This is a genomic window from Methylobacterium sp. E-066, from assembly GCF_022829635.1.
Classification (GTDB): domain Bacteria; phylum Pseudomonadota; class Alphaproteobacteria; order Rhizobiales; family Beijerinckiaceae; genus Methylobacterium.
The window spans coordinates 1-25,600 of record NZ_JAKSYO010000073.1 but is presented as its reverse complement, the minus strand read 5'-3'; the positions used below and the strand labels follow the sequence as shown (position 1 = coordinate 25,600).

Genomic DNA, 25,600 nt, shown 5'->3' with positions numbered 1-25,600 from the left:
ATCGACGCTCATCCAACCCTCATCCCTCATCCTGAGGTGGCGACGCGCGGCGGCGCCCTCGAAGGAGCCCTCTGGTTTGCTCGCGATCCCTGGAGGGCTCCTTCGAGGCTCGCTTCGCTCACACCTCAGGATGAGGGGGGTGGGCTGGATGAGCGTCGATCCAGATGAAGCCGGCCGCTGTCATGTACCGTGCCCGCAGTCAGGCGCCTGGCCGCGCCTCGGTGAGCCGGGCCGCGTAACGGGCGATCAGGTCGACCTCCAGGTTCAGCCCGTCGCCGGCGCGCCGCTCGCCCCAGGTGGTGACCTGGAGGGTGTGGGGGATCAGCAGCACCGAGAAGACGTCGCCCGCGACGCTGTTCACCGTGAGCGAGGTGCCGTCGAGGCAGACCGAGCCCTTCTCGGCGATGAACCGCGACAGGTTTTGGGGCGCGCGGAGCGTGAAGCGGTCGCTCGGCCCCCAGGCTCCGGCGGTGACGCTCTCGCGCTCCAGGATCTCGGCGACGCCGTCGACATGGCCGGTGACCAGATGGCCGCCGAGCTCGTCGCCGATCTTCAGGGACCGCTCCAGGTTGATGCGCCCCCCCGCGACCCAGCGGCCGACCGTGGTCCGCGCCAGGGTCTCGGCGGCGGCGTCCACCGCGAAGACGCAGCCGCCTTCGGCTGGCTCCACCGAGACCGCCGTAAGGCACGGGCCCGAGCAGGCGATCGAGGCGCCGAGCGCGATGGTGGCCGGGTCGTAGGAGGCACGGATCGCGATCCGGCGCAGGTCGCCCTCGCCCGCGATCGAGACGATGGTGCCGACATCGCTGACGAGACCGGTGAACATGTTTTACGACATCCTCTCGTAGGTGGCGGCCTCGTCGGGGCCGAGCTGCAGCCGCTCGGCCACCCGGAATTTTTTCGGGTCTGCCAACGCGCCGGTCAAATCCGGGCCGAGCGCCTTCAGGCCGCCCGCTAGGCCGAGTTCCGCCGGCCCGGTGACCAGCGTGCAGGCCTCGATCAGATCGGCCCGCGCCAGGGCATCGGCAAGGCGCGGGCCGCCCTCGGTGCACAGGCGCGTCAAACCGCGCTCCCCCAGATGCGCCAGCGCCGTCGGCAGGTCGACGCGCCCGGCGACATCCGCCGGCAGGATGGCGATCTCGACGCCGAGCGCCTCCAGGGCCCGGCGGGCATGGGCCGGGGCGGAGCGGGTGGTCAGGACCAGCGTGGCGGTGTCGCGCGCGGTCCGGGCCAACACGCCGGCGGGGGAGAGCATCAGCTGCGAATCGAGCACGATCCGCAGGGGCGAGCGGGCGCCGAGGCCCGGCAGCCGCACGGTCAGGGACGGGTCGTCGGCCCGGGCGGTGCCGATGCCGATCAGGATCGCGTCGGCATGCGCTCGCCAGAGATGCACCGCCCCGTCGGCCACCGGGCCGGTGATCCGCAGGCGCTCCGGGCCGGCGCTCGCGCAGAAGCCGTCGCGGGTGCGGGCGAGCTTGAGGTGCACCGCCGGCCGGCCGCGGGTCACCCGGGTGATGTGGCCGATATGGTCCCGGGCCGCCGCCTCCTGCATCAGGCCGGTCTCGACGGTGACGCCCCCCTGGCGCAGCAGCGCGTGGCCGCGCCCGGCCACCCGCGAATCCGGATCCTCCACGGCGCTGACCACCCGGGCGATCCCGGCGGCCAGGATCGCGTCGGTGCAGGGCGGCGTGCGGCCGTGATGCGAGCACGGCTCCAGGGTGACGTAGAGGGTCGCGCCTCGTGCCGCTGCGCCGGCCTCGGCGAGTGCCAGCGGCTCCCCGTGCGGACGGCCTCCCGGCGCCGTCGCCCCGGTTCCGAGGATCCGGCCGGTGCCGGGCTCGACCACGACGGCGCCGACCGAGGGGTTCGGCCAGGTGGTGCCGAGCCCGCGCCGGCCGAGCGCCAGGGCGAGGCGCATGAAGCTGGCATCGTCGCTCATGAGCGGGCGGCCCGGCGGCGGGGCGGTGCCTCGGGCTCCGGCTCCTCGGGGTCGGGCGACGAGTCCGCTTCGGCCCCCACGGCCAGCAGGCCGTCGCCCAGGGTGCCGAGCAGGTCCTCGAAATCCTTGGCTTCCCGAAAATTCTTGTAGACCGAGGCGAAGCGCACATAGGCGACGTCGTCGAGGCCCTTCAGCCCGGCCATCACCAATTCGCCGATCGCCTCGGAGGTCACCTCCGGCTCGCCCGCGCTCTCGAGCTGCCGGGTGATGCCGCTGACCAGGCGCTCGATCCGCTCCGGGTCGACGGCGCGCTTGCGCAGGGCCACGTCGATCGAGCGCTGCAGCTTGTCCCGGTCGAACGGCACGCGCTTGCCCGACCGCTTGAGCACCACGACCTCGCGCAACTGCACCCGCTCGAAGGTGGTGAAGCGGCCGGCGCAATCCGGGCAGACCCGGCGGCGCCGGATCGCGGCGCCGTCCTCGGAGGGCCGCGAATCCTTCACCTGCGTCTCGGAGCCGCCGCAATAGGGACACCGCATGGGATCTGAGCCGCCTCGTTTCAGGGTCTCGAAGACCCACAATCGGCTATCTGCCCCAGCCGCCTGCGGATTGCCAGGATTGGGGCACGCGACAGAGCGTGCGGTGTGCTCCCGTCGGGCACGCGCTCCGACCGTCAGGAAGCAACCGCCCGGGCGAGAGCTGCGCGGGCGAGCAGCCGTGTCGAGTCCAGGGTCGGCAGCGACGCATTGGCCTCGTTGATGATCAGGGGAATCTCGGTGCAGCCGAGCACGACGGCGTCGCAGCGCTCGTCGTCTTTCAGCCGTGAAATGACCGTCTGGAACAGGGCGACGCTCGCCGGATCGAAGATCCCGTTGACCAGCTCGGATAGGATGATCGCGCCGATCCGGGCGCGCTCGTGCGGTTGCGGGATCACGCAGGTGATGCCGTATCGGCGCAGCGCCGTCGGGTATACGTCGCTCTCAACCAGCCAGCGGGTTCCGGTCAGGCCGACCCGGCGGAAGCCGCGGGCGGAGGCTTCCGCCGCGACCACTTCGGCGATGTGCAGCCAAGGCAGTGGCGAGTGTGGACGAACCCAATCCATCGCCTGATGGATGGTGTTGTCCGGACAGATCAGGAAATCGGCCCCGGCGGCTTGAAGCTTGGCCGCGGAGGACAGCATCAGGTCGCCGACCCCCGCCAGATCGCCGCGATCGAGGCAATCGACATAGGCCGCCAGCGAATGCGTATGCATCGACACTTCCGGGTGTCCATGCGGGCCCAGATGCGCCGCGCCTTCTGCACAGATCGTCCGGTAACAGAGCGCCGCCCCTTCGGCGGAGCATCCCACGATCCCGATATGCTTTGGCACGGCGTTGCGTCCCGGAGAGAGCCTTGGCGCCGACACAACGACGCCCGCGGATCCGAAGACCCGCGGGCGTTTATTCCTCTCCCAGGACCCTAGCGCAATCGGTTAGGCCGGCAGGTCTCAGCCGTAGATCGGGAACCGGTCGGTGAGCGCGTGGACGCGGCTCTTCACCGAGGCCTCGACCTCCGGATCGCCGGCCTCGCCCTTGGCCACCATGCCGTCCAGCACCTCGACGATGAAGCCGCCGATCTGCTTGAACTCGGCGACGCCGAAGCCCCGCGAGGTGCCGGCCGGGGTGCCCAGGCGGATACCCGACGTGATGGTCGGCTTCTGCGTATCGAACGGCACGCCGTTCTTGTTGCAGGTGATGTCGGCCCGCGACAGGGCGGCCTCGGCAGCCTTGCCGGTGAGGCCCTTCCGCTGCAGGTCGACCAGCATCAGGTGGTTGTCGGTGCCGCCCGAGGTGATGTCGTAGCCGCCGGAGATCAGGGTGTCGGCGAGCGCCTTGGCGTTCTCCACCACCTGGCGGGCGTAGATCTTGAACTCGGGCTTGAGCGCCTCGCCGAAGGCCACGGCCTTGCCGGCGATGACGTGCATCAGCGGGCCGCCCTGGAGGCCGGGGAAGATCGCCGAGTTGAATTTCTTGGCGAGCGCCTCGTCGTTGGTGAGGATCATGCCGCCGCGGGGGCCGCGCAGGGTCTTGTGGGTCGTGGTGGTGACCACGTGAGCGTGCGGGAACGGCGACGGATGCACGCCAGCCGCGATCAGGCCGGCGAAGTGGGCCGCGTCGACCATGAAGTAGGCCCCGACCGAGTCGGCGATCTCGCGGAACTTGGCGAAATCCCAGTGGCGCGGGTAGCCCGAGCCGCCGGCGATGATCACCTTCGGCTTGTGCTCCTCGGCAAGCGCAGCGACCTGCTCCATGTCGATGCGCTGGTCATCGCGGCGCACCGTGTAGGAGACCGGCTTGAACCACTTGCCCGAGACGTTGGGCGGGGCGCCGTGGGTGAGGTGGCCGCCGGCCGCGAGGTCGAGGCCCAGGAAGGTGTCGCCGGGCTGCATCAGGGCCAGGAACACGCCCTGGTTGGCCTGGGAGCCGGAATTCGGCTGCACGTTGGCGAAGCCGCAATCGAACAGGCGCTTGGCGCGCTCGATGGCGAGGTTCTCGGCGATGTCCACGAACTGGCAGCCGCCGTAGTAGCGCCGGCCCGGATAGCCTTCCGCGTACTTGTTGGTCAGCACCGAGCCCTGCGCCTCCAGCACGGCGCGGGAGACGATGTTCTCTGAGGCGATCAGCTCGATCTCGTGCTGCTGGCGTCCGAGTTCCTTCGACACCGCATCGGCGATCTCGGGATCGGCCTCGGTCAGCGGGGCCGCGAAGAAGCTGTTCGAGAAGTGCTTGTCGGCGGCGGTACCGGCGCTCATGGTCTGCCTCTGTTCTGATAGGGGCGGGGCCCGGCCTTTCGTCGGCGTGCACGGGCGGGCATTCGAGCGGGATTCCTACACGGGCCGGCCCGTGCCGCCAAGCACAGGCATTTTGGACGCGCGCAAAGAATTATTTGCCGCAGGCGCGTGCAGCGGCCTCGGTCTGATGCCTTGCGTGCCGCCTTCGAGTCGGGCGACAGAATCGCTTGACTCAAGCAAATCGCGACAGAATAAAATATGAATCTATCGCGCAGACGATACTGTTCTGCCAGTTTCGATTTGACTTTTTCAGTATATTATCAAAATATCTGATTTACAATAAACATTCAATAATTCGCCGAACACGATATAGAAATAAAATAAAAATCTAAAAATATTTTAGATCGGAGCGGCGCTTACATGACCATGGAAGTCTACGCCTTATGCCGGCAGCCCATGTCCAGCATCCTGGAATGGCAGGCCGCCATCGATGCAATAGGATTCGATCTGACGCTGAAATCCGATCAGATCCCGCCAGCCGCCTCCGGTCACCTCCCTGCCACATGGCAGGGGCGTGAGGCTGGCTTCGAGTGCTCGGTCATTCCGTTCTCCGACTTGGCGGAGACCTACCCCGAGACGGATTTCAGGGGACCATGAGCCTACGCGTACGCCTTGTATTTCGCGACGTTCCCGGCCTGCGCGGGGACCTGGATCGCGATTGCCGCCGCCCTAAGGCTGTCGACGGGCGTCGCCTTCGACCCGCAAGAGGACAAGCCGCTGACCGCCGAGGCCGCAATCCGCTACGCCCACGACACGGTGGCAAGCATCGCAAGGCTTGAGGCGCAGTTCGGTACACAGACGTCCATCTGAGTCCGGATCGGGCGAACGTTGCGCGTGCTCAAGAAACGAAATTGGTCTCGACCAGCACGGTTTCGGTCTCGAACGCGGCGGCATGCCACGTCCCGGCCGGGAAGTGGAATACGCTGTTGGCGGAGAACGGCTTGCGGCCCTGCTCGGTCTCGAGGAATCCGGAGCCGGAGATCACCTGGACGAACTGCTCGTGATCGTGGCTGTGGCGCCCCGCCGAGACGCCCGCGGGCACCACCATCCGCACGAGGCTCGCCCCGGCGCCCGAAATCGTGCGCTTGGCGACGCCGTTGCCGGCCACACTCTCCTCGCAGCTGTCCCAGGCGGTCAGGTGGTCGGTCATCGAGCTGTCTCCTTCGCCGCAGGAGATGCGTCCGCGCCGCGCCGGATCAACGGCCGCAGCATCCCGGATTGTGCGTCAACCGGTCCCGCCCTCGGGCGTGCGGCCGCGCCGGGGTTTTGGCGAGCCCGGATCGGGCTTCGGCGGGGCCGGATCCGCGGGCTTTCCCGACGACGGCCAAAAGGTTTCGAACAGCTCCTGCATCGCCCGGATGTTGTTGCCCTGAACCTCGGCCCCGGTGCGCATCATGTGCTCGATCATCGCAGAGCCGGCCTCGCCGGCCTTCTCGCTCGGCGATTTCGGGATGGGCTTCGGCGGCGGGGCCGGGGCGGCGGTGGCGCCGGGCATGAACGCCTTGGCCATCTCGCCCCAGGCCGGGCCGAACGGGAACGGCACGGGAGGCGGGGGCGCCGTCGGCCGCGCCTGCGCCGGCTCGGCCTGCGGCTGGTTGAGCATGACGTGGACGATGCTCGCCACCACGGCGCCGGCCATCATCGGCAGCATCTGGCGCAGCACCTGGGCGCCGACGCCGCTGGTGGCCGAGGCCTGGCGCAGCACCGCCTGCATCAGCTGGGCCGAGCCGAACATCTGGGTCAGGGCCTCCAGGCCCTGGGGCGCGGCGGCACGGGCGACCTCGGGCATGCCGAACATCCGGGCGAAGGCGCCCGGGTCGAGGCCGGCGCCGCGCTGCAGCCCCAGGGTCAGGGCCGGCATCAGCGCCTCGAAGGCGCGGGCGGTCTGCTCGGGGGTCAGGCCGAATTGCCGGGCCATCGCCTGGATCCCGGCCTCGCCCTGGGCCTGGAACATCTCGAGCGGGTTGAACATGACGCCTCGTCCCTATCCCGATCGAACCGGCCGGGACGGGCCATCGTGACCGGTTGCGCGGCGAAATACCAGTTCCCGTGAGAGGAACTTGTGCTCAGCCCGGTCCGGACCGCCGATCGGACGGTATTGCGGACCGCCGCCGGTTCAGCTCACCGGCCCGGGATGAGGCTGGCCGGCGGGCAGGGGCGCGGCGCGCTGAGACGCCTCGCGGGCGCCCTCCGGCTCGCGCAGGCGGCGGCCCCGCATTTCCAGCCGGTCGACGGTGCGGCGGGCGAGGAGGAGGCCGGCGATCCCGAAGACCAGGGAGCCGAGGCCCATCCCGGCGATCACGCCGCGCGGCCCGTAGAGCGCCGCGCCGAGCATCGCGGGCGGCACGGTGCCGAGCGTCGCCCGGCCCCAGTTCAGCAGCGTCGAGCGGATCGGGAAGCCGAGGTTGTTGAAGGCGGCATTGCCGAGGAACAGGAGCCCGTTGAAGAACCAGATCGCCCCGCCGGCCAGGCAGAAGAAGCCGAACAGGTCGCGCGCCACGCCGTGCAGCCCGAACAGGGATGCCAGGGGCTCGCGGGCGAGGGCCAGGAGCAGCCAGACCACGGCCACGTAGGCCAGCGTCACCCGGACCGCCTCGCGCAGCACGCCGCGCATCCGGTCGAACCGGCCCGCGCCCCAGTTCTGCGCCAGGATCGGGCCGATCGCCCCCGACAGGGCGAACAGGCCCCCGAAGGCGACCGGCGTCAGGCGGTCGATCACCGCGGCGGCCGCCACCGCATCGGCGCCGTAGCCGGCAAACAGCCGCGCCAGGAAGGCGCTCGCCACCGAGGGGGCGAGGTTGGTCAGCACCGCCGGGCCCGCGACCGACGTCAGCACGGGCGCATCGGCGATCATGTCGGCCACCCGCGGCAGGCGAAGCAGCTGGTGTTGCATCACGCCGTGCAGGCCCACCGCCACGAAGGTCGCCCGCGCCACGCAGACCGCGATCGCCGCGCCCTCGACGCCGAGGCCGGCGCCGAAGATCAGCAGCGGATCGAGGAACGCGGTGACGATGGCGCCGGCGAGCGTCACCATCATGGCTTGGCGTGCCGCCCCGACCGCGCGCAGCAGGCCGGTGAACAGCATGCCGGCGGCGAGCAGCAGGTTCGACGGCAGGGTGATGTCCAGAAACAGCGCGGCGACGCGCAGCGTCTCGCCGCTGGCGCCGATCAGGCTCAGCAGCGGTTCGGACAGGACGAAGATCAGCAGGGCGATGAGCGCGGCGGCGAGGCTCGCCAGCCCCAGCGCCGAACTCGACAGACGCCGCGCCCCCGCCCGGTCGCCCGCGCCCACGGCCTTCCCGACCAGTGCGCCGGCCGCGATCATCAGGCCGATATTCACCGCGGTGGCGAAGAACTGCACGATCGCCGCGAAGCCGATCGCCGCCGTGAGCTTCGGGTCGCCGAGCTTCGAGACGTAGAACAGCGACAGCAGGTCGACGACGAAGATCGCCATCAGCCCCACCGAGCCGGTGGCGGCCATCACGACCACGTGCCGGAGGATCGAGCCGGTGACGAACCGGCCCGCCTCGGCCGGGGGCAGGGTGTCAGGCATCGGGACCGTCACGCATCCCGGGTGCTGCCTTCCGATTCCAGCTCGGGCTCCGGCTCGATTTCGCTCTCGGCCTCGGCCGCGTCGGGCTCCTGCGGGGCGAGGGCGGGCTTGTCCAGGACCCGCTCGGCCGCCTCGCGCCGGTCGCTGCCGATCAGGTCGCGGGTCTCGGTGCTGAGCGCGCGGGCCGGCCGGACCGGCTCGGTCAGCGGCTCGGGCTTCAACCCCACCGCGGCGCCGCGCATCCAGCCGGCGCCCTCCGGCAGGGCGCCGGCCTGTTGCAGCACCAGGCGGGCGATGTCGCGCTTGCGCACGTCTTCGGCCCGGGCCGCGGCGACCTCGGGCGACAGGCCGAGGCCCTCCAGGGCCGCCCGCCCGAAGGCGAGGGCCGATTCCGCTGTCTCGCGGATCTGGTAATCGACGTCCCGGTTCATCAGCTCGACGGCGTGCAGGCGGTCGTAGGCGCGCACGAAGGTGCGCACGTTCGAGAACTCCTCGTGCACGATGTCGACGATCTTGAGCGCGCCGGCGCGGTCGTCGACGCAGATGCAGACCAGCTCGACCCGGCCGATCCCGGCGGCGCGGAGCACGTCGAGCCGAGTCCCGTCGCCGTAATAGATCCGGAAGCCGAAGCGCGAGGCCGCGCGCAACTGCTCCACGTCCTTGTCGATCACGGTGACCGGGATCCCCTCGGCGAGCAGAACCTGGGTCAGCACCTGCCCGAACCGGCCGAAGCCGATCACCAGCACCCGGGCGTCGCCGCTCTCGGACAGCTCCGCGGAGGGTTCCGACACGTCGACCTGCTCGCGGGCGGTACGGCGCTCGATCAGCTTGTCGAGACCCTTGGCGGCGATCGGGCCGATCAGCATGGTCAGCGCCGCGAGCGCCACCGCGAAGCGCGTCGCCGTGGCGCCGGTGAGCCCGAGATCCTCCGCCTGCGGCAGCAGCACGAAGGCGAACTCGCCCGCCGGCGCCAGCACGGCCGCGCCGCGCAAAGCCCCCAGGGTGTCGGAGCCGAACAGCCGGAACAGGCCGGCGACCAGCGCGACCTTGAGCAGGATCGCCCCGAGCGTCGCCCCGAACAGGGCCGGCCAGACCTCCCGCACGAGGCCGCCGTCGATCGACATGCCGACGCTCATGAAGAACAGGCCGAGCAGCATGCCGCGGAACGGCTCGATCTCGGCCTCGAGCTGGTGGCGGAAGTTCGATTCGGCGAGCAGGATGCCGGCCAGGAACGCGCCCATCGCCATCGACAGGCCGACCTGCTCCATCAGCAGCGCCGTGCCGAGCACCACGAGCAGCGCCGCCGCGGTCATGACCTCGCGGGCGCCGCTGGCGGCGAGCAGGCGGAAGAACGGGTTGAGGCCGTAGCGGCCGACCAGCACCACGGCGAGGATCGCCGCCACCGCCTTGCCGGTGGAGATCGCCGCCGCCCCGAGCCAGGGGCCGCCGGTCCCGCCGCCCGCCGTGGCCAGCAGCGGCATCAGCGCCAGGATGCCGACCACCGACAGGTCCTGGAACAGCAGCACCGCGAAGGCCCGGCCGCCATAGGCGCTGCCGAGATCGCCTCGCTCCTCAAGGAGCTGCAGCGCCACCGCGGTGGCCGACAGGGCGAGCGCGATGCCGATCACCGAGGCGGCCCCGAGGCTGAGCCCGGCGGCCAGCCCGACGCCGCCCAGGACCAGCGCGCAGGCGACGAGCTGCGCCGCGCCGAGGCCGAAGATGTCGCGCCGCATCGAGACGAGCTGCGACAGGTGCAGCTCCAGCCCGACGATGAACAGCAGCAGCACCACGCCGATCTCGGCGACGCTCGCGGCGGTGTCGGGCTCGGCGATCAGCGACAGGCCGGACGGGCCGATCAGCACCCCGGCCACGAGGTAGCCGAGCACCGCGCTCTGGCCGATCAGCCGGAACACCGGCACGCCGATCACCGCCGCCGCCAGGAAGGTCAGGACCGGCGGCAGGAAGCTCGCATGTTCGACGGGGCTCGCCATGCAGGTCTTCTCGGCGGATGGCTTCGGGTTCGTGGGCTCCGGCTTAGCGCGCGCGGCGCCGCGATGCGAGATGCGCGAGGGTGCCGTTCGGCACAAGCGGGTTTTCGAGCCGACGGCGATTCGGGTCTGTACGGGGTCGTTCGGCGGCCCCGGCGTCGTGGCCCGGTTCCGAGTGATCGCGTATGAAACGCACCGTCCACCTGCGGGATGGGGCGTGGTGCCGACATGCGAACACCCACCCTGTCATTCCCTACCGGATTCACAGATCGGGCTGGGCAACACGGTCGCAGGATCAGGCGCGGGTCCCCTCTCCCGTGCGGGAGAGGGACAGGGTGAGGGATCAGGTCTTTCCGGAGATGTCGCATCCCTCACCCCAACCCTCTCCCGCACGGGAGAGGGGGTTCGTCGCGCCCTATGTGAGCCAATGCGAGAACGTCGTATCTGTCATTCCGGGGCGCCGCAGGCGAGCCCGGAATCCAGAGCCGCCAGCAGTGCAAGTACTTGGGCTGTCAGCGGTTCTGGATTCCGGGTTCCGCTTCGCGGCCCCGGAATGACAGAATGGTCAGTCCTGCCGCCGTTGCAGTACCGATTTTCTGGCCGAAGTCTCGCTCTTACGCGGAGGCGCATTATGACGGATCACGTCAAAATCGTCATCGGCGGCTCGGCCGAGGATATGGGCCGCCGCTTCATCGAGCGCTGGAAGCAGGCGGAAGCGGGTGATCTGACACCGGCGGAACCTGTCCTGATCTTCAAGGACCTGAAGACCTTCAAGGGCGTCATCTCGGATCAGCGCGTGGCTCTGCTGGAAGCGTTGTTCAGGTCCGGCAGTGCGCGGTCGATCCGGGCGCTGGCGAAGACTTTGGATCGCGATTATCGCCGGGTCCATGACGATGTCCGGGCCCTGATCGATGCGGGCTTGATCAGGCGGGAGGACATGACGCTCTGGCCGGCCGTGAAGGAAGTCCGGCTCTCGCTCAGCTTCGCACCGGAGGATGGGGCCGACCGTCGGGTTTCGTGACGCAGGAATGGCCTGAAGGCATCTCTTCAGCAGCCTGCCGCTTGGCCCGGATCACCCCAGCAGCCGCGACCGCGCCCGGCGCGAGCCGTCGATGAACTCGAAGCCGCCGGCCGCGCTCAGCATGTGCAGGCGCGATCCCGGCCAGGCCGCCCCGGGGCCGAGGCGGGTCTCGACCCGCTGCTCGTAGCCCTCCGCGTCGAGCCGCAGGATCCGGGCGAGGCCGAGCGCCGCGCCGTAGCCCTGGCGGCAATCCTGCACCGGCCGGATCAGGGCGCCGTCGCGGGCCACGATCGGCCCCGCCGCCCGGGCCGAGCCGACATCGATCAGCACCGGGTTGCGCGGATGCGGCGTCCAGGGGCCGCGGAAATGCGGCGCGTGCCACAGGTGCAGGGTGTCGGAATAGCTGCCTCCGCCCGCCCGGACCGTGGCGAACATCCACCAGCACCCGTCGTGGCGCAGCAGCGTGGCGTCGCCCGCGACCACGTGATCGACCAGCACCGCCTCGTGCACCCAGCCCCCCGGGAACGCGGTCGCCCGATACAGGTCGATCGTGCCCGAGGCGTGGGATTCCGGGATCATCCAGACGGCGCCGTCCGCCTCGAACACGAACGGGTAGGAGAGGTGGGTCTCGAGTTCCAGCACCGGCTCCGGACGCCCGCGCGGCCCGGTCTCGTCGAAGGCCAGGGCCGAGATCACGCCCTTGCCGCGGCGATAATCGAACTCCTCGACGAACAGGGTCACGGCCCCGCCATGGGCGATCGCGAACGGGTCGGCATAGAAGCGCCGCCCGTCATCGGGCAGGTCGGTCCAGCCGCCTTCCGGATGCCGGCGCAGGTCGATCAGGTCGGGGCCGACGACCCGCCGCCAGCCGACGCGCCATTGCGGGCTGTGGAAGCAGAGGGCGTAGAGCCGCCGGGCGATCTGCCGGGCCAGCCCGCTCGCGGCGCGCCGGCTGACGCCGAGGCCGCCGAGGTCGAAGCGCGACCCCGGCTGCAGCGGCGCCTCGGACCCGTCCGGGAGGCGCGGCGAGGCGGCGCCGTCGAGGGCGGCGGTGATCAGCGTGATGATCCGGGCGAGGTAATCCTCGAAGGCGACCAGCATCACCGTGTGGGATTCGGCGCCGAGGCGCCCGACCGCCACCGGAGCGCCGTCCGGACCCCGCAGGGCCGCCACCGGGGCGCGCCCGGCGAACAGGGCGGCGAGCAAGCCGGCCTCGCCCGGCAGTCCGTCGAAGTCGAGCCGCCAGACCGGCCGGCCCGTGTCGGATTCGGCGAGGGCACCGGAGAGATCGAGGACGAGGTCGGCCTCGTCCGCCGCGGTATCCGTCCCGTAGGCGGCGAGCGCCACCGGCTCGGCCGCGGTGGCGAGACCCGGCCGCGGCAGGCCGTGGATCGCCGCCTCCAGCCGGAACAGCAGCTCGGCATTGGGCGGCAGGCCGTGCCCGCCCGCGACCCATTCGACCCGCAGGCGCCGTTCGGGCCGCTGCCCGAGTTGGTCGAGGAGGCGGATATGCCAGCCGCGCAGCGTCCGGCGGTCGAGCCGCACGGTGATCTGCCGCGCCACCGGCGGGGCCGCGATCGTCCGGGGCTCGGGCCAGACCGGGCCGCGGCCGCTGCCGGCGACAGGGCGGTCCACGCCTCCGATCGACCGCTCCATCAGGCCGACGGGCTCGTGTGCGGCGTTCCAGATCCCGTAACGACGCACACCGCGAATCCACACCCTGACGAAGCCCTCCGACACCCGTCGATACGGTTGTCGGAGGCGCGAATGCTATCGCTCTGTGGCACGATCAAACAAGTCGGGTCGATGGCCCAGCGTTCCGAGCGGTTAATTCGCATCGGATTCTGTTGAGAAGCGGAGGGATCTGTTTTTCACGCGACGCGATAACCCATCGTTACGGCGCCGTGATATCATGCCGCGCGCCGAACCCGGCCTCGCCCGGGAACTCGCCGACCGGCTTGGCGGTTCGCCCGTGAGATGTGATGCGGAGACACGACATGACACGCAAGATGGTGCCGCTGGCCGCGATGCTGCTCATCGGTCTCCCGAGCGCGGCCTTCGCCTGGGGTGGCGGCGGCGGTGGCGGCGGTGACAGCGGCAGCGGTCTCTCGCCCTACGCGGCGCTCAGTGGCAACGACCGCTCGGCCGGCGTCAACAACGGCAATTACCGCGATCCGGCCCTCGACCCGTATATCCGCGCCTACGATCCGGAGGCTGCCGCCCGCGCCGCCACCCCGCCGGCCGCCCAGCCGCGCCTGCGCATGCGGCCGTATTACGGTCATCCGTACTGAGACCCGGTTCGGGCCCGCGGGCCGATTGACCCGTTTCACCCATCGTATGGGTCCGAAGCGCTTCTGCAGGCTGCGACAGGCCCCCTCTCCCGTGCGGGAGAGGGTTGGGGTGAGGGACCAGGTCTTTCCAGAAAACGCGCATCCCTCACCCTGTCCCTCTCCCGCACGGGAGAGGGGACCCGCGCTTCATCTTGCGCCCGATTGCCCCGCCCGAAATGTGAACCCGCTCCCATTGCTCCTTCGCGAACGCGGCGCGCCCCTCAGGACCGCTCTGACCCGGCTGCCCGGACCTTCTTGAGCACCCAATGGCCGCCGGACGGCTTGCAGCCGGTGCCGCGCACGAAGCGGCTGCGGCCCGGGCCGATCACCGAGGCCAGGAAGTTACGGCAGATCAGGTCGTCGGCGACGTAAGGCAGGCCGGTCGGGTTGACCGCGCCGTGCAGGCCGGTCTCAGGGTTGTCCCATTTCACCGGACGGCCGTTGCCCTGCGGATCGAGGGCGACCGCCAGCGCCGCGCGGGCGCGCCGCCAATCCTCTTCCCCGAGATCGCTGCCGAAACTCGCCGGCCGCTTCTCGATGCTGCCGGTGACCACGGGCTCCTCGGCCACGGGAGGCGTGGCCGCAGGCTCGCCGCGGAAGACGAGCAGCGGCTGGCTGCAACCGCACAGGACCAGCGACAGGGCTGTCATCGCCACAGGGACGCGCAACCGCCGGCTCGGCTCTTTACACGCGCATCGCCGCATTACACCTGACTCACGACGGGCTATCCGCTCGACCGAACATGCCGATGTCGGTGGCCCCCTCAGGCCCTGGACGCGGCAGGCAGGAGTCTTGCCGTGGATCAGTTAAGGACCGATGACCCGAAGGCCCCATCGGGGGACTTCACTCTCAGCGACGATCCGTTTGCGCTGTTTTCCGCCTGGATGCGCGACGCGGAGGCCGCCGAGCCCGAGGATCCGAACGCGATGGCGCTGGCCACCGCGGGCTCGGACGGGCTGCCCGACGTGCGCATGGTGCTGCTGAAGGGCTTCGACGCGCACGGCTTCGTGTTCTACACCAACGTCCAGTCCGCCAAGGGTGAGGAGCTGGCCCAAAACCCGCAGGCTGCCCTGGTGCTGCACTGGAAGAGCCTGCGCCGGCAGATCCGCGCCCGGGGGCCGGTGACTCCGGTGACGCCGGAGGAGGCCGACGCCTATTTCGAGAGCCGCCGCCGGGAGAGCCGGCTCGGCGCCATCGCCAGCCAGCAATCCCGCCCGCTTGCCGACCGCGCCACGCTGATGGCCACGGTGACGGAGCTGGCGTCCCGCTACGAGGACGGCCCGATCCCCCGGCCGGAGCACTGGACCGGCTTCCGCATCTCTCCGGTGTCGCTGGAATTCTGGCAGAACGGCGATTACCGCCTGCACGACCGGGTCCGCTTCACCCGCGCCGGCGACGGCTGGAGCCGGTCGCGGCTGTATCCGTAGGACAGTCCTGGTTTCAAAAGGTCCGAGACCTTTTGCGGGTCCAGGGCAGAGCCCTGGTCGCTCAAGGGCTCCGCCCCGAGACCCCTGAAACGAAGAGAGCCCCGGCGGGACCGGGGCTCTCGACGATGCGCGGAATGCGACGAGGCTCAGGCCTCCTCGCCGTCCTTCTTCTCTTCGTCCTCGGACGCCTCTTCGGCCTTCTCCTCGGCGGCCTCGGCCGACTGCGCTTCGGCGATCGCGGCCTCCTCGGCCTCGACCTCGGCGCCCAGCACGGTCGGCGGCACGATGTTGGCGACCGGATCGTGGGGCTCACCGGTATGCGTGCCGGCCGGGATCTTGACGTCGGAGACGTGGATCACGTCGCCGATCTGGCGGCCGGTCAGGTCGACCTCGATCGCGTCCGGGATCTGGTCCGGGGCGACGTCGAGGGTCAGGGTGTGGGCGACGATGTTGAGGGTGCCGCCGAGCTTCTTGATGCCGGGGGCCGCGTCCTCGTTGATGAAGTGCACCGGCACCTCGACGGTCACGGTCTGACCGGAGACGACGCGCAGGAAGTCGACATGCAGCGGCACGCCGCTGACCGGGTCGAGCTGGAAGTCGCGCGGGATTGCCCGGACGGTCTTGCCGCCGGCCTTGATCTCGAACAGCGTGGTCTTGAACCCGCCGGCGTAGATCAGGGTGCGGGCGCGGACGAGGTCGATGGCGATGGATTGCGGCGGCTGGCCGCCTCCGTACACGACGGCGGGAACTTGACCCTGGCGACGAACGGCCCGGGCGGCCCCCTTGCCGACCCGGTCGCGTGCCACGGCCTCAAGCGTCTTGACTGCGCTCATGGCGTGATCCTTCAAATGATGGCTGGATCCGGAAAACGAAAAAGCCGCCCGACGCGGACGGCTGTGACCTTCCCGGTGCGCCCCTGCCTCCAAGGGTGTCGGGGGGCGCGCCGTGCGCATACACGGCTGGGGGTGGATTGGCAACGTTTGGGTTGGTCCGCGCAGTGCCGCGATGGCTCTCCGCTTCGGTATATTGTCGAATCACTCGGCTACGCGTTGCACACCGTCATTGCGAGCGCAGCGAAGCAACCCAGGGCAGCGCGCGATCGCAGAACGTGGAGCCAGACTGGGTTGCTTCGCTGCGCTCGCAATGACGATGAGGCTCGATGCCGACCAGCACGGTATCGAGGCGGCGTGAACGAGGCTCACGAGCAAGCCCGTTACCGTCACTCTCGGTGATCCTCGGTCGACGATTCCTGCCGATGAGGTGTTCGCCGAGCTGCGCTCCTAGGCTTCTAGTTCAATTCAAAAACTCTACGGCCGCAGCCCCGCCAGCGCCCGTCGGGCCCGGCGCTTCTGCAGCCACACGGTCAAACCGAGCGCCGTGCCGATCACCAGGGCGGAGAACGCCGTCGTGGTGGTGCCCAGCGCGTAGATCTCCGGCGTCGTCACCGTGGTGGTCAGGCCCTGGAGCTCAAGCGGCAGGGTGTTGCGGCCGCCGATCGCCTGGCTGGTGCGGGCGAGTTCGTCGAAGGACAGGGTGAAGCCGAACAGGGCGACGCCGACCAGCGCCGGGGCCAGGATCGGCACCACCACGTGCCGCAGGGTCTGCGCGCCGGTGGCGCCGAGGTCGCGGGCGGCCTCCTCGTAGGCGGGGCTGAAGCGGTTGAACACCGCGAACATGATCAGCAGGCCGAAGGGCAGCGTCCAGGTGAGATGCGCGCCCAGCGCCGAGCTGTAGAGGCCCATGAAGGTGCCGTGGTCCTGCAGGAGGCCCCAGCCGGTGGCGTCGGCCAGCGCCTTGACCGCGTCGTCGAGGAGCCGGAATTCCAGCCCGATCCCGAGCGAGACCACGATCGAGGGCACGATCAGGCTCGACACCGCGAGGGCGAAGACCAGGCCGGCCCCCCAGAACCCCTTGCGGAAGGCGAGGCCGGCATAGAACGCGAGGGCGACGGTGAGGATCATCACCACCAGCCCGAGCATCAGCGAGCGCCGCAGCGCTGCCCAGATATCGACGACGCCGACCCCTTCCCACAGCTTGGCGAACCAGTGGGTCGAGACCCCGTTCATCGGGAAGGTCAGGCCGCCGGACGGGCCCTGGAAGCTCAGGGCCAGGATCGTCAGGGTCGGCCCGTACAGGAACAGGACGTAGAGGCAGAAAATCCCGGCGAGCCCGTAGAAGGCGAAGCCGCGCGGCCGGTCCATCCTACAGCTCCCTGCGCAGGTCGATCATCCGGGTGAGCCCCAGGATCATCAGCAGCACGGCAGCGAGCAGCACCACGGCGTTGGCGGCGGCGGCCGGGAATTGCAGGTAGGCCATCTGCACCTGGATCACCTTGCCGACGCTGGCGATCTGCTGGCCGCCCATCACGCCGACCGTGACGAAGTCGCCCATCACCAGGGTCACCACGAAGATCGACCCGATGGCGATGCCGGGCTTGGCCAGCGGCAGCACCACGTTCCACAGGGTCTGGAACCCGGACGCGCCGCAATCCCGCGCCGCCTCGATCAGCGACCGGTCGATGCGGGCCAGGCTGTTGAAGATCGGCACGATCATGAACACCGTGTCGAGATGCACGAAGGCCAGCACCACCGCGAAGTCGGAATAGAGCAGGCCCTCGATCGGCGCCTTGATCAACCCGAGGCTGCGGAGCGTGTCGTTGACCAGGCCGTTGCGGCCGAGCAGCGGTATCCACGAGATCATGCGGATCACGTTCGAGGTCCAGAACGGGATCGTGCAGAGCAGGAACAGGCCCATCCGCACCGTGTCCGAGCGGATGTGGAAGGCCAGGAAGTAGGCGATGGAAAAGCCCAGCGGCAGAGTGATCGCCAGGGTGAGGGCGACGAATTTCAGGGTCGAGAGATAGGTGCGGACCGTGGTGCACAGGTCGGCGGAGAGGCAGCCGTCGAACAGGTCGGCGTAGTTCTGCAGGGTCAGCGCCGGGGTGATCGCGTACTCGTTGTACTCCCAGAACGACACCACGGCGGTGAGCAGCAGCGGCACCACCAGGAAGACCAGAAACACCAGGGCGAGCGGCGCCGCCTGGAGATAGGCGAGGCTGCGGCGCCGCCGGGGGGCGGTGGCGATCGGTGCAGCGGCGGTCTCGCCGGTGCGGGGAAGGGTGAGGTCGTTCATCGGATCGCCCTCGTCGGTGCCGCCGCATCCGGCTGCCTGGGGCGGACTACGAGGCTTGCGTAGGCTGCGACGTGCCCCCTCTCCCGAGCGGGAGAGGGCTGGGGTGAGGGACCAGGGTCTTCCGGAGAGGTCGCATCCCTCACCCTGTCCCTCTCCCGCACGGGAGAGGGGACCCGCGCCGCGTCCGGAACGGCGCGAGTCCAGTTGCCTCCCTCACCGAGGGGGAAGGGATGGGAAAATGCCAGCCCGCTCACGCGGCGATGAACTCGTTCCACTTGCGCACCATGTAGGTGTTCTCGTCCATCACGGCGTTCCAGCAAGCGACCGAGCCCATGCGCTGGTCGAAGGAGCCGCCGTCGCGGGTGGCGCCGGCCTTCTCGATCAGGGTGCCGTCGGGGCCCAGAATGTCCTTCTCGGCGGGCTTGCCCTCCATCCAGAACGCCCATTCGTAGGGCTGCATGTGCGCCTGCGCGGTCTCCAGCACCGCGGAATAGTAGCCCTGGCGGTTGAGATAGGCCCCGGCCCAGCCGGACAGGAACCAGTTGATGAACTCGTAGGCCGCGTCGAGCTTCCGGCCGCTCAGGGTCTTCGGGATGCCGAAGCCCTGGGCCCAGGCGCGGTAGCCCTCCTTGAGGGGCTGGTAGACGCACGGCACGCCCTGGGCGCGCACCTTGGTGACGGCGGGCGACCACATCGACTGGATCACCGTCTCGCCGGACGCCATCAGGTTCACGGATTCGTTGAAGTCCTGCCAGAAGGCCCGGAACTGGCCGGCGCGCTTGGCCTCGATCAGCACCTTGATGGTGCGGTCGATCTCGGGCTTCGTCATATTGCCCTTGTCGCCGTAGGTGTAATCGCCGGTGGCCTCCACCACCATGGCGGCGTCCATGATGCCGATGGACGGGATGTTCAGGATCGACGCCTTGCCCTTGAACTCGGGGTTGAGCAGATCCTTCCAGCTCTCCACCGGCCGCTTGATCAAGTCGGGCCGGATGCCCAGCGTGTCGGCGTTGTAGGTGGTCGGGATCAGGGTCAGCCACTCGGTCGGCGCGGACGCGAAGGTCTTGGCGGCCTGGCCTTCGAGGTAGAACACCTTCTTGGGCGCGGTGCCCTGGTCGCCGATCCGCTTGCCGGCCACCTCGCCCTTGGTGAACACCGAGGAAATCTGGTCGGCGAGCTTGATCCGCTTGGCGTCCAGGCCGCTGAGGTTGCCCGACGGGATGATCTTCTTGAGGCTGAAATACTCCGTGTCGACCAGGTCGAAGGAGTTCGGCTGGGTGACCACGCGCTTGGTCACCTCGTCGGTGACCACCGGAATGTATTCGAGGGTGATCCCGAGATCCTCCTTCACCTTCCGGGCGATGTCGGCGGACTGGCTCACCGCGGTGCCGAGGTAGCGCAGGATCACGGGCTCGGCCGCGTGCACGGCCGGGAAGCCGGTGACCGGCGTGGTCGCCAAGGCCGCGGCCCCTTTCAGCAACGTGCGCCGGCTCGGCTTCGAGAACGGGTCCATATTCGTCTCCAACTGTCTACGCGTCCAGGCGGTGGGCGGCCGCCGCGTCCCAGCCGACCGGGATCGTGTCGCCCGGCCTGAGCGGGCGGGCCGCGAAGGCGGAATCGCTGAGCACGGCGGTCAGCGCGGCCGGACTGCTCTCGGCCAGGGCTTCGGGCGGCCGCTCCAGCCCGTCCGCGTCGAGGCCGACATGGACGCTGGTGCCCTGGTATTCGACCGCGACCACCCGGGCCGCGAGCGCGCCGGGGCCGGCCTCGTCGCCCAGCCGCATCCGGTCGGCGCGCACGGCGATCATCCCGTCGGGCAACCGGATCACGTTGTGGCCGCCGATGAACCGGGCCACGAAGGCGGTGGCCGGCCGCTCGAACACGGTGCGCGGGTCGGCGGCCTGCTCGATCCGGCCGGCATTCATCACCACCACGAGGTCGGAGAGCGCCATCGCCTCCTCCTGGCTGTGGGTGACGTGGATGAAGGTGAGCCCGAGCTCGGTCTGGATCCGCTTCAGCTCGACCCGCATCCGCACCCGCAGGAACGGGTCGAGGGCCGAGAGCGGCTCGTCCAAGAGCAGCACCTTCGGGCCGGTGACCAGCGCGCGGGCGAGCGCCACGCGCTGCTGCTGCCCGCCCGAGAGCTGGGCCGGCAGGCGCCCGGCGAGGTGGCCCATCTGCACGAGGTCGAGCATCGCCATCGCCTTGGCCCGGCGCTCGGCCTTGCCGACGCCGCGCATCCGCAGGCTGAAGGCGACGTTGTCCCGCGCGTCGAGATGCGGGAACAGGGCGTAGCTCTGGAACATCATGGCGGTGCCGCGCTCGGCCGGCGTCGCGTCGCCCACCGCCTTCGGGCCGATCACCACGTCGCCGGCGCTGGCGCGCTCGTGGCCGCCGATCATCCGCAGCGTCGTGGTCTTGCCGCAGCCGGAGGGGCCGAGCAGGCAGCAATAGGCCCCGGACGGCACCTTCAGGTCGATGGCATCGACCGCAATGGCCGTGCCGTAGCGCTTGGTCAGTCCGATCAGCTCGACATTCATGCGAGGCTCCCCCGCCGCCGGAGAGCAAGGGCCGGGCCAGGGGCCTTCATGCGCCCTGCCGCTCCGCCGGATCGACCGCCCGGTCGAGCACCCGGCCGCGGCCCGGCTCGGACAGGACCTTGCCGTCCTCGGCGATGACCTGCCCGCCCGCGATGGTCATCACCGGCCAGCCGGTGACCGCAAACCCCTCCCAGGGGGTGTAGTCGGAGCCGTGGTGGAGGATCTCCTGGCGGATGGTCTCGCGCTTGTTCGGATCCCACAGGGTCAGGTCGGCGTCGAAGCCCGGGGCGATCGAACCTTTTCGCGGATACAGGCCGTAGAGCTTCGCGTGGTTCGTCGCGGTCAGCGCGGCGAACTGGTTGAGGCTGATCCGTCCCTTCGAAACGCCTTCGGAGAAGAACACCGGCAGCCGTGTCTCGACCCCCGGAATGCCGTTCGGGATCCAGCGGAACGAGGATTTGCCGCGCGGGTTCAGCTTGCCCTGCGGGTCGTCGTAGCGGAACGGCGAGTGGTCCGAGGAGACCACGTCAAAGATCCCGCGCCGGATGCCGGACCAGACCGCCTCCTGGCTGGCCTCGTCCCGGGGCGGCGGCGAGCAAACGTATTTCGCGCCCGCCATCGGGTCGTCGAGGCCGAGCCCCTTCATGTGCTCGGCCGTCAACGTCAGGTATTGCGGGCAGGTCTCGGCCCGGATCTTCAGGCCGCGCGCCTGCGCCCAGGCGATCTGCTCGGTGGCCTCGCGGCCGGAGACGTGGACGATGACGATCGGCAGGTCGATCAACTCGGCATGGCTGATCGCCCGGTGCGCCGCCTCGCGCTCGACCACCTCGGGCCGGGACAGGGCGTGGCCGTAGGGCGCCGTCTCGCCGGCCCGCTCCAGCCGGTCGCTGAGATAGCGGATCGCGTCGTAGCCCTCGGCGTGGACCATCACCCGGGCGCCCTGCCGCCGCGCGACGTGGAACACGTCCAGCAGCTGGCGGTCGTTCAGCACCAGGTCGTCGTAGGTCATGAACACCTTGAACGAGGTGTAGCCGTCGGCGACCAGGGCCGGCAGCTCCTGGCCGAGCACCGCCTCGCTCGGGTCCGCGATGATCATGTGGATCGCCACGTCCACGTGGCACTGGCCCTCGGCCTTGGCGCGATAGGCGTCGACCGCGCCGCGCAGCGAGCCGCCCCGGGGCTGGACCGCGAACGGCATCACGCAGGTGTTGCCGCCGGCCGCCGCCGCCCGGGTGGCGCTGGCGAAATCGTCGGCCATGACGATGCCGGGGCCGGGATCCTGGGCGATGTGGACATGGCTGTCGATGCCGCCGGGCAGGACCAGCAACCCGGAGGCGTCGATCACCCGGGCAGCGTCGGCGATGCCCTCGGCGACCGCCACGATCCGCCCGCCGCGCACGCCGACATCCGCCCGTACCGTGTCGCTCGCGGTGACCACCGTGCCGCCGCGGATCGCCAGGTCGTATTCGGGCATGACGCTTCACTCCTCCGCGCCCGCGGGCGCCTGTCGGGACGGGCGGATGCATCGTCCGCGCCGATTCGGACGACCCGAGGAGGGCACAGCCGTCCGGCGGGGTCCAGAGTGCGCAAGTCATGGGTTCCCAAAGGGCTCAGCCCTTTGGCAGGGGTTCGGGGGCTGAGCCCCCGAGAGACCAGGGCTCTGCCCTGGACCCGCGAAAGGTCATGGACCTTTCGAAACCGGAACTTTGGCGCGAAGACTCGACGGGGCGGCTGCGTGGAAGAGGCGCCAGACGCGGCGCATGTGCCGAGCCGAGCCGAAGCCCGCGCGGTCGGCGACTTGCTCCAGGGCGAGGTCGGTCTGGGCGATCAAGTCCCGGGCCAGCGCGATCCGGGCGCGGTTCACGGCATCGGTGACGGTCATCCCGGCATGGACCCGGAACAGCCGGGCGAGGTTGCGCGGGCTCGCCCCGGCGAGGCGGCCGAGGGTCTCGGGGGACCAGTCACGCGCCGGCTCGGCCGCGATCGCGTCCTGGGCGCGATGCACCACCGGATGCAGGTGGCTGCGGCCCTCCAACCAGGGCGAGAGCTGCGGGTCGTCGGCGCCGCGGCGCATGTAGACGACCAGGGTCCGGGCCGCCGCCAGCGCCGCGGCCGGGCTGGCCCATTCGGCGACGAGATGGAGCATCAGGTCGACGCCCGCGGTCACGCCGGCGCTGCTGAACCGGTCCCGGTCCTGCACGAACAGCCGGTTCTCCAGCACCCGCGCCCGGGGCGCCAGGGCGGCGAGCCGGGCGCAGCTGGCGTGATGGGTGGTGCAGGCATAGCCGTCGAACAGGCCGGCCCGGGCCGCGAGCAGCGTGCCCTCGCAGACCGTGACGAGGGTGTGACCCGGCCGGACCGCGCCGCGCAGCCAGTCGACGATCCGCGCTTCGGCGGCCGCGTCGTCCAGATCCGGCTCGAAGCCGAGCACCCGGGACGACGATCCGGGCAGGAGCACCACGGTGCCCGGCGCGATCGACTCCGGCAGCGGTTCGGTGCCGCTCAGATCCAGTCCGATCGAGCAGCGGGTACGCGAAGCCGGCGCCACGTAGCGCACCGCAAAGGTGACCCGCTCCTGGGCCGCCCCGGCGATGCGCAGGACCTCCATAGGTCCGGCGAGGTCGAGCAGCAGGGTGCGCGGCGGCAGGACCACCAGGACCGCGATGCGCCGCGCCGCCTCGCTCATGCGGCGACCGGCAGGTCCCGGCCGGCCAGCGCCTGCTCCACCGTGGCGATGCGGGCGAAGCGGTCCACCAGCACCAGCTCGGTGCGCGCCTTGATATCGTCCGCCTCGAACCGGCGGCCGTCAGGGTGGGTCATCGCGAAGGTCAGCGTCGCCTCGGTGACGTAATCCACCTGCCAGCCGCTGTCGGAGGCGTGGCGGGTGGTGGTCTCGCAGCATTGCTCGGTGCGGATCCCGGACACGATCAGCCGGCGGATGCCGTGCTGCGTCAGCCAGCCCGCGAGACCGGTATCGACCAGCGCGCTGTGCTTGCGCTTGTGAAACACGGCTGTCGGCGCGATCACGATGGGCTCCAGGGTGCGGACATGGCCGGACTCGACCGAAAACGGACCTGTCTCCGCAACGTGGAACACCTGCAGCACCGGGATCTTGCGCGCGACCGCGCCGTCGATGAGCGCCTGAAGGCGTTCGGTGAAGAGCGGCACATCGGCCTCGCTCCAGAACGGCCGGTGACGGAAGGAGTCTTGGACATCAATGACCAGCAGCGCAACATCGGACATTTCGTGTCTCCCGCTTGGTGAAGCGAGCGGCAGGATCGCGCTGTCGGGAGATGCGCGAAAGAAACCGCGCAGCCAACCAGCGGACATTTTCGGCCATTCAGCCGACGACACGAGGGTACGGCATGGGTAACCCCAAAAACATCTTCGTGCTGACCGGGGCGGGCGTGTCGGCCGAGAGCGGGCTCGGCACGTTCCGCGACCGGGGCGGGATCTGGGCGCGGTTCGACCCGATGAGGCTCGCCACCCCGGAAGCCTACGCCGCCGATCCCGACACGGTGCTCGATTTCTACGACCATCGCCGCCGCGGCGTGGTCGCGGCCGCGCCCAACGCGGCGCATGTCGCCCTGGTCCAGGCCGAGACGCGGCTCGCCGCGCGGGGCGGAAAACTGTTCCTGTGCACGCAGAACGTCGACGACCTGCACCAGCGGGCGGGCTCCCGCGCGGTGGTCCACATGCACGGTGAGCTGCTCAAGGCCCGCTGCACCGCCTGCGGGGCGGTTACGCCCTGGCGCGACGACCTGAACCGGACTTCGTCCTGCCCGGCCTGCGAGACGGTGGGGCGCATGCGGCCGGACGTGGTCTGGTTCGGCGAGATGCCGATGCAGCTCGACGCGATCGAGGACGCGCTCGCCGCCGCCGACCTGTTCGTGGCGGTGGGGACCTCGGGGGCGGTCTACCCGGCGGCGGGCTATGTCCGGCAGGCCCGGGCCCTCAACATTCCCACCTGCGAGATCAACCTGGAGCCCTCGGACAACGCCGACGTGTTCGACGACGCACGCTACGGGCCGGCCAGCACGGCGCTGCCGCAGTTTCTCGCCGATCTCGGGCTGTGACCCGCCAAGCAGCCGCAAGCCCTTGCCGGCGCAAAAGATTTTGATTCGCAGGCACGTTCCCCGGGGCAGGACCAGAGTCTTAAATAACGCGAATCACATCCGCGCGAGCTGTCAAGAACTGGTCGGACAGTTGCCCACCGATTACAACGGCCAAGCTCGGGTTCGGCGTCGCGGCCCGCCCGAGCGTTCGTTGAAGCCACAAGGGGAAGACAAAGACCCATGCAGCACTTCACCGTAACCGACCGCGAGCGCGACACCGTCCTGGCGGCTCTGCGCTATTACCAGTTCTACCGGATGCAGGGTCATCCGTTCGACCCCCGCCAGGACCACCTGATCGACACCATCGCGGGCCGGGCCGGCGACGCCCTGGACCTCGCCGAGATCGACGATCTCTGCGCCGGCCTGAACGGCAACCCCCACGCGCTCGCCGCCGCGGCCGCCTGAGGCCGTAGCGTGGGGCGGGTTTTTGCCGCCCCGACTTCCCCCGGCCGCCGAGCCGCCGGGGCTGGGGATCGACCCCTCCGAGATGAGCGAAGCCGCCGCCGGAGCCGGACGATCCCCGGGGTACCAAGACATTCAAACATCGTTACCGGATGCAGGCTGCAGTCGGACTCACGCGCGTTTCCCTCCCCCCTCTGCGGGGGAGGGTGGCCCGCGAAGCGGGTCGGGAGAGGGGAGCGCCGCTTCCGGACCAGTCGCGACGGGTGCCACATCCTGAACCGTCGCGCTGCCCCTCTCCCGACCCGGCCTGACGGCCGGCCCAC

Annotated in this window: 26 protein-coding genes; 7 read left to right on the top strand and 19 right to left on the bottom strand. The window is 70.1% G+C overall.

Annotated features, from left to right (window positions below):
* Positions 1–199: 199 nt before the first annotated feature.
* The 5 genes from MKL20_RS08370 to glyA all read right to left on the bottom strand — a co-directional run bounded on the left by MKL20_RS08370 (position 200) and on the right by glyA (position 4,730).
* Positions 200–826: a riboflavin synthase gene (locus tag MKL20_RS08370; RefSeq protein WP_244036289.1), complete on the bottom strand. Its 627-nt coding sequence runs from the start codon at positions 824–826 to the stop codon at positions 200–202.
* A 3-nt stretch (positions 827–829) separates the two neighbouring features.
* Positions 830–1,939 (bottom strand): bifunctional diaminohydroxyphosphoribosylaminopyrimidine deaminase/5-amino-6-(5-phosphoribosylamino)uracil reductase RibD, encoded by a 1,110-nt coding sequence (ribD, locus tag MKL20_RS08365; protein WP_244036288.1) that lies wholly within the window; start codon positions 1,937–1,939, stop codon positions 830–832.
* Positions 1,936–2,478 (bottom strand): transcriptional regulator NrdR, encoded by a 543-nt coding sequence (gene nrdR, locus MKL20_RS08360; protein ID WP_244036287.1) that lies wholly within the window; start codon positions 2,476–2,478, stop codon positions 1,936–1,938. Before nrdR ends, ribD begins: the two co-directional genes overlap by 4 nt.
* 134 nt (positions 2,479–2,612) lie before the next feature.
* On the bottom strand, positions 2,613–3,287 hold the full coding sequence (locus MKL20_RS08355) for an aspartate/glutamate racemase family protein (RefSeq protein ID WP_244036294.1): 675 nt from the start codon (positions 3,285–3,287) through the stop codon (positions 2,613–2,615).
* Positions 3,288–3,425: 138 nt separating this feature from the next.
* Positions 3,426–4,730, bottom strand: a complete 1,305-nt coding sequence (gene glyA, locus MKL20_RS08350; protein ID WP_243969908.1) for a serine hydroxymethyltransferase — start codon at positions 4,728–4,730, stop codon at positions 3,426–3,428.
* 399 nt (positions 4,731–5,129) lie between these two features.
* Between glyA and MKL20_RS08345 the strand changes: the two genes are divergently transcribed.
* Both MKL20_RS08345 and MKL20_RS08340 read left to right on the top strand, forming a co-directional pair.
* Positions 5,130–5,366 (top strand): hypothetical protein, encoded by a 237-nt coding sequence (locus tag MKL20_RS08345; RefSeq protein WP_244036286.1) that lies wholly within the window; start codon positions 5,130–5,132, stop codon positions 5,364–5,366.
* A gap of 15 nt (positions 5,367–5,381) precedes the next feature.
* Entirely contained in the window at positions 5,382–5,579 is a 198-nt protein-coding gene (locus tag MKL20_RS08340) for a hypothetical protein (RefSeq protein ID WP_244036285.1), read from the top strand.
* A gap of 28 nt (positions 5,580–5,607) precedes the next feature.
* Here MKL20_RS08340 and MKL20_RS08335 read toward each other — a convergent pair whose 3' ends face one another.
* The 4 genes from MKL20_RS08335 to MKL20_RS08320 all read right to left on the bottom strand — a co-directional run bounded on the left by MKL20_RS08335 (position 5,608) and on the right by MKL20_RS08320 (position 10,313).
* On the bottom strand, positions 5,608–5,919 hold the full coding sequence (locus tag MKL20_RS08335; protein WP_244036284.1) for a cupin domain-containing protein: 312 nt from the start codon (positions 5,917–5,919) through the stop codon (positions 5,608–5,610).
* Between the two features lie 75 nt (positions 5,920–5,994).
* The gene (locus tag MKL20_RS08330) at positions 5,995–6,741 is read right to left on the bottom strand and encodes a DUF937 domain-containing protein (protein ID WP_244036283.1); all 747 of its coding nucleotides are present in this window, start codon (positions 6,739–6,741) and stop codon (positions 5,995–5,997) included.
* A gap of 144 nt (positions 6,742–6,885) precedes the next feature.
* Entirely contained in the window at positions 6,886–8,322 is a 1,437-nt protein-coding gene (locus tag MKL20_RS08325; RefSeq protein WP_244036282.1) for an MATE family efflux transporter, read from the bottom strand.
* 8 nt (positions 8,323–8,330) lie between these two features.
* Positions 8,331–10,313, bottom strand: coding sequence for a monovalent cation:proton antiporter-2 (CPA2) family protein (locus MKL20_RS08320; RefSeq protein ID WP_243969919.1), 1,983 nt, complete (start codon positions 10,311–10,313; stop codon positions 8,331–8,333).
* 628 nt (positions 10,314–10,941) lie between these two features.
* Between MKL20_RS08320 and MKL20_RS08315 the strand changes: the two genes are divergently transcribed.
* Entirely contained in the window at positions 10,942–11,331 is a 390-nt protein-coding gene (locus MKL20_RS08315; RefSeq protein ID WP_244036281.1) for a hypothetical protein, read from the top strand.
* A 51-nt stretch (positions 11,332–11,382) separates the two neighbouring features.
* On the opposite strand, the gene MKL20_RS08310 is transcribed toward MKL20_RS08315, so the two are convergent.
* The gene (locus MKL20_RS08310) at positions 11,383–12,987 is read right to left on the bottom strand and encodes a formyl transferase (RefSeq protein ID WP_244036293.1); all 1,605 of its coding nucleotides are present in this window, start codon (positions 12,985–12,987) and stop codon (positions 11,383–11,385) included.
* Between the two features lie 341 nt (positions 12,988–13,328).
* Here MKL20_RS08310 and MKL20_RS08305 point away from each other — a divergent pair, with 341 nt between their 5' ends.
* Positions 13,329–13,622: a hypothetical protein gene (locus tag MKL20_RS08305; protein WP_243969923.1), complete on the top strand. Its 294-nt coding sequence runs from the start codon at positions 13,329–13,331 to the stop codon at positions 13,620–13,622.
* A 260-nt stretch (positions 13,623–13,882) separates the two neighbouring features.
* On the opposite strand, the gene MKL20_RS08300 is transcribed toward MKL20_RS08305, so the two are convergent.
* Positions 13,883–14,311: an RT0821/Lpp0805 family surface protein gene (locus MKL20_RS08300; RefSeq protein WP_243970013.1), complete on the bottom strand. Its 429-nt coding sequence runs from the start codon at positions 14,309–14,311 to the stop codon at positions 13,883–13,885.
* Positions 14,312–14,458: 147 nt separating this feature from the next.
* Here MKL20_RS08300 and pdxH point away from each other — a divergent pair, with 147 nt between their 5' ends.
* Complete coding sequence (gene pdxH / locus MKL20_RS08295) at positions 14,459–15,088, top strand: pyridoxamine 5'-phosphate oxidase (protein WP_244036280.1); 630 nt, start codon at positions 14,459–14,461, stop codon at positions 15,086–15,088.
* Between the two features lie 146 nt (positions 15,089–15,234).
* On the opposite strand, the gene MKL20_RS08290 is transcribed toward pdxH, so the two are convergent.
* The 8 genes from MKL20_RS08290 to MKL20_RS08255 form a co-directional block, all read right to left on the bottom strand.
* On the bottom strand, positions 15,235–15,921 hold the full coding sequence (locus MKL20_RS08290; protein WP_243969926.1) for a 50S ribosomal protein L25/general stress protein Ctc: 687 nt from the start codon (positions 15,919–15,921) through the stop codon (positions 15,235–15,237).
* 474 nt (positions 15,922–16,395) lie between these two features.
* On the bottom strand, positions 16,396–17,289 hold the full coding sequence (locus tag MKL20_RS08285) for an ABC transporter permease (RefSeq protein ID WP_244036279.1): 894 nt from the start codon (positions 17,287–17,289) through the stop codon (positions 16,396–16,398).
* Position 17,290: 1 nt separating this feature from the next.
* Complete coding sequence (locus tag MKL20_RS08280; protein WP_244036278.1) at positions 17,291–18,220, bottom strand: ABC transporter permease; 930 nt, start codon at positions 18,218–18,220, stop codon at positions 17,291–17,293.
* A gap of 250 nt (positions 18,221–18,470) precedes the next feature.
* Positions 18,471–19,733 carry a PotD/PotF family extracellular solute-binding protein gene (locus MKL20_RS08275; protein ID WP_244036277.1) on the bottom strand — a complete coding sequence of 421 codons (1,263 nt, stop codon included), beginning with the start codon at positions 19,731–19,733 and terminating at the stop codon, positions 18,471–18,473.
* Between the two features lie 16 nt (positions 19,734–19,749).
* On the bottom strand, positions 19,750–20,760 hold the full coding sequence (locus MKL20_RS08270) for an ABC transporter ATP-binding protein (RefSeq protein ID WP_244036276.1): 1,011 nt from the start codon (positions 20,758–20,760) through the stop codon (positions 19,750–19,752).
* 46 nt (positions 20,761–20,806) lie between these two features.
* Complete coding sequence (gene hydA / locus MKL20_RS08265) at positions 20,807–22,234, bottom strand: dihydropyrimidinase (RefSeq protein WP_244036275.1); 1,428 nt, start codon at positions 22,232–22,234, stop codon at positions 20,807–20,809.
* Positions 22,235–22,441: 207 nt separating this feature from the next.
* Positions 22,442–23,446: a GlxA family transcriptional regulator gene (locus MKL20_RS08260; protein ID WP_244036274.1), complete on the bottom strand. Its 1,005-nt coding sequence runs from the start codon at positions 23,444–23,446 to the stop codon at positions 22,442–22,444.
* Complete coding sequence (locus MKL20_RS08255) at positions 23,443–24,003, bottom strand: isochorismatase family protein (RefSeq protein WP_244036273.1); 561 nt, start codon at positions 24,001–24,003, stop codon at positions 23,443–23,445. Before MKL20_RS08255 ends, MKL20_RS08260 begins: the two co-directional genes overlap by 4 nt.
* A gap of 122 nt (positions 24,004–24,125) precedes the next feature.
* Between MKL20_RS08255 and MKL20_RS08250 the strand changes: the two genes are divergently transcribed.
* Together MKL20_RS08250 and MKL20_RS08245 are read left to right on the top strand one after the other, a co-directional pair.
* Entirely contained in the window at positions 24,126–24,836 is a 711-nt protein-coding gene (locus tag MKL20_RS08250) for an SIR2 family NAD-dependent protein deacylase (protein ID WP_244036272.1), read from the top strand.
* Positions 24,837–25,055: 219 nt separating this feature from the next.
* Entirely contained in the window at positions 25,056–25,280 is a 225-nt protein-coding gene (locus tag MKL20_RS08245; RefSeq protein ID WP_147854742.1) for a hypothetical protein, read from the top strand.
* The last annotated feature ends 320 nt before the right edge of the window (positions 25,281–25,600 follow it).

Bases quoted from the DNA above. Each gene is read 5' to 3' on its own strand.
- MKL20_RS08255 (WP_244036273.1), bottom strand. From the start codon at position 24,003: ATGTCCGATGTTGCGCTGCTGGTCATTGATGTCCAAGACTCCTTCCGT.
- MKL20_RS08270 (WP_244036276.1), bottom strand. From the start codon at position 20,760: ATGAATGTCGAGCTGATCGGACTGACCAAGCGCTACGGCACGGCCATT.
- MKL20_RS08305 (WP_243969923.1), top strand. From the start codon at position 13,329: ATGACACGCAAGATGGTGCCGCTGGCCGCGATGCTGCTCATCGGTCTC.
- MKL20_RS08275 (WP_244036277.1), bottom strand. From the start codon at position 19,733: ATGGACCCGTTCTCGAAGCCGAGCCGGCGCACGTTGCTGAAAGGGGCC.
- MKL20_RS08250 (WP_244036272.1), top strand. From the start codon at position 24,126: ATGGGTAACCCCAAAAACATCTTCGTGCTGACCGGGGCGGGCGTGTCG.
- MKL20_RS08245 (WP_147854742.1), top strand. From the start codon at position 25,056: ATGCAGCACTTCACCGTAACCGACCGCGAGCGCGACACCGTCCTGGCG.
- MKL20_RS08285 (WP_244036279.1), bottom strand. From the start codon at position 17,289: ATGGACCGGCCGCGCGGCTTCGCCTTCTACGGGCTCGCCGGGATTTTC.
- MKL20_RS08345 (WP_244036286.1), top strand. From the start codon at position 5,130: ATGACCATGGAAGTCTACGCCTTATGCCGGCAGCCCATGTCCAGCATC.
- MKL20_RS08310 (WP_244036293.1), bottom strand. From the start codon at position 12,987: ATGGAGCGGTCGATCGGAGGCGTGGACCGCCCTGTCGCCGGCAGCGGC.
- MKL20_RS08290 (WP_243969926.1), bottom strand. From the start codon at position 15,921: ATGAGCGCAGTCAAGACGCTTGAGGCCGTGGCACGCGACCGGGTCGGC.
- MKL20_RS08330 (WP_244036283.1), bottom strand. From the start codon at position 6,741: ATGTTCAACCCGCTCGAGATGTTCCAGGCCCAGGGCGAGGCCGGGATC.
- MKL20_RS08280 (WP_244036278.1), bottom strand. From the start codon at position 18,220: ATGAACGACCTCACCCTTCCCCGCACCGGCGAGACCGCCGCTGCACCG.
- glyA (WP_243969908.1), bottom strand. From the start codon at position 4,730: ATGAGCGCCGGTACCGCCGCCGACAAGCACTTCTCGAACAGCTTCTTC.
- MKL20_RS08260 (WP_244036274.1), bottom strand. From the start codon at position 23,446: ATGAGCGAGGCGGCGCGGCGCATCGCGGTCCTGGTGGTCCTGCCGCCG.
- MKL20_RS08370 (WP_244036289.1), bottom strand. From the start codon at position 826: ATGTTCACCGGTCTCGTCAGCGATGTCGGCACCATCGTCTCGATCGCG.
- MKL20_RS08300 (WP_243970013.1), bottom strand. From the start codon at position 14,311: ATGACAGCCCTGTCGCTGGTCCTGTGCGGTTGCAGCCAGCCGCTGCTC.
- hydA (WP_244036275.1), bottom strand. From the start codon at position 22,234: ATGCCCGAATACGACCTGGCGATCCGCGGCGGCACGGTGGTCACCGCG.
- nrdR (WP_244036287.1), bottom strand. From the start codon at position 2,478: ATGCGGTGTCCCTATTGCGGCGGCTCCGAGACGCAGGTGAAGGATTCG.
- MKL20_RS08315 (WP_244036281.1), top strand. From the start codon at position 10,942: ATGACGGATCACGTCAAAATCGTCATCGGCGGCTCGGCCGAGGATATG.
- MKL20_RS08335 (WP_244036284.1), bottom strand. From the start codon at position 5,919: ATGACCGACCACCTGACCGCCTGGGACAGCTGCGAGGAGAGTGTGGCC.
- MKL20_RS08325 (WP_244036282.1), bottom strand. From the start codon at position 8,322: ATGCCTGACACCCTGCCCCCGGCCGAGGCGGGCCGGTTCGTCACCGGC.
- MKL20_RS08320 (WP_243969919.1), bottom strand. From the start codon at position 10,313: ATGGCGAGCCCCGTCGAACATGCGAGCTTCCTGCCGCCGGTCCTGACC.
- ribD (WP_244036288.1), bottom strand. From the start codon at position 1,939: ATGAGCGACGATGCCAGCTTCATGCGCCTCGCCCTGGCGCTCGGCCGG.